The sequence below is a fragment of the Lachnoclostridium sp. An181 genome (assembly GCF_002160325.1).
GTDB lineage: Bacteria > Bacillota > Clostridia > Lachnospirales > Lachnospiraceae > An181.
The window spans coordinates 1-1,775 of sequence record NZ_NFKJ01000047.1; the positions used below are offsets into that span (position 1 = coordinate 1).

The following is a 1,775-nucleotide window of genomic DNA, read 5'->3' on the forward strand; positions in this document are numbered from 1 at the left end:
GTAACCTTAATAGACCTACGACGTATTTTTCAAAAAAGGCGTAAGTTAGGAATTCGATATGGATTACCTACTCTTTTCCGGAGAGTAGAGTTGGCCTTTGTCCAGCAGACCAAAGAGCAGACGTATAAATTTACGGGAAGTCAACGCGAGTGCTCGTTTATGCTGATGTGTTCTGGTTTCAGCATATTTCTTGTCATAGAATGCCCGGTACTCAGGACAGTGTCTTATAACACTTCCGGTAGCTTCTATGATGTAATAACGCAGATATCTGTTGCCGGCCTTGCTCATGTGTTTGTCTTCGGCTATGAAGTCGCCAGAGTCGTTATCGTTCCAAACGATCCCGCAGTATTTTGCGAGAGCGTTGGCATTGCGAAAAGCTTTCACAGACCCCATTTCAGCTAAGATACCTGCTGAATAAACCTTACCGATTCCGGGAATGGAATTCAGTACCGTGTACTCGTCAGGGTTTAAGCCCTGAACTGTTTGAAGAATTGCTTTATCAATCGCTTTTAGTTCTTTTTCAAAGGAGCTGATACAGTTAAAGGAAGAGGCGATTGAGATTGTAAGCGGTTCATAGAGACATTTATCAAGTCTGTATGAGTTACGTGCTGCAGCCTGTATTATCTTTGCTGTTTCTTCCGGATCAGCGATACGGCCCTTGCTCTTAGAGTTAATAAAAGCGACAAGGTCTTCTACCGGGGAGTTTACGAGCTCTTCATTCGTTGTGTACTCAGTAAGAATGGCTTCAGCTGTGGCACCATATTTGTTAGCGAATGGATGTTGCCCATCACGAAGTAATGCGTATTCACTGAACTTGAGATAGATGTTGTTAAGCATGTAAGTCTTTTCTCTTGCAATACATTCCGTAATGTGCATACGGTGTCTGGTAAGACGCTGGAGGGCAAGGTATTGGGAACCACGCCAGGGTTTGATCGCAATACGTCCTACACGGGCAAAATCAGCGATCACGTAAGAATCTATGCCATCATTCTTTCCGATGTCGTTAAAGGACTTCTTGTAGTTCTTAACTTCCTTTGGATTGAGGCAGTAAACTCTGACAGAGAATGGCGCAAGCAGGCCACTGGCAGAAAGATAATTAGCCAGATGGACACCGTAGAAACCAGTAGCTTCCATACCGATCACAACGAATTTGAACTGATGGTTATGTTCTAAGACATCAGAGATCATCTGTTCAATAAAAGCTGCACCTTCCTGAGTATTTTCTACCGGTTTCATCTTGATGTAGAACTTCTCATTAAAATCAAGTGCAGAAACAACATGGATACGGGATGCAATGTCAATCCCAACAAACAGTGTTGAGAGGTAATCAATAGGTTCTTTCACGGATCATCACCACCTTTCAATAAAAAATGAAGAAGAGTAATCATGGTTTATCCCAGATCACTACGCCATCCTAAACCTCGCGTTATGAGCATTATCTGGCAGAAATACCCTGCTGGCGGCTAGATACCAGAATGCAGCATTTGTGTAATAAGTCTTAGCGCAGCATTAGGGTTGCATGCTTTCATGGCAATAGCAAAAGCTTTGCAGGAGGAATGAAGCAATCACCATAGCTACAGTTCTTATGAAACTTATTGTAACATCTGGGACCATGACTATAAAGTAACTTATTAACCATTAGACAGAGAAAGGATGAACCAGCATTTAGGAAGAAGCCTCTTCTGAAAGGATGTTTAGAATTATCCTTCTGTCTAATCAAAAAAGAATAAGTCTGTAAGCTGTTTTATGCTTACAAACTTATTATACGAGGAGGA

At 42.0% G+C, this 1,775-nt stretch carries 1 protein-coding gene; it reads right to left on the reverse strand.

What is annotated here, in order from left to right; genetic code table 11:
* Window positions 1-63: 63 nt before the first annotated feature.
* On the reverse strand, window positions 64-1,344 hold the full coding sequence (locus B5F18_RS12335) for an IS110 family transposase (protein ID WP_087157933.1): 1,281 nt from the start codon (window positions 1,342-1,344) through the stop codon (window positions 64-66).
* Window positions 1,345-1,775: the final 431 nt, after the last annotated feature.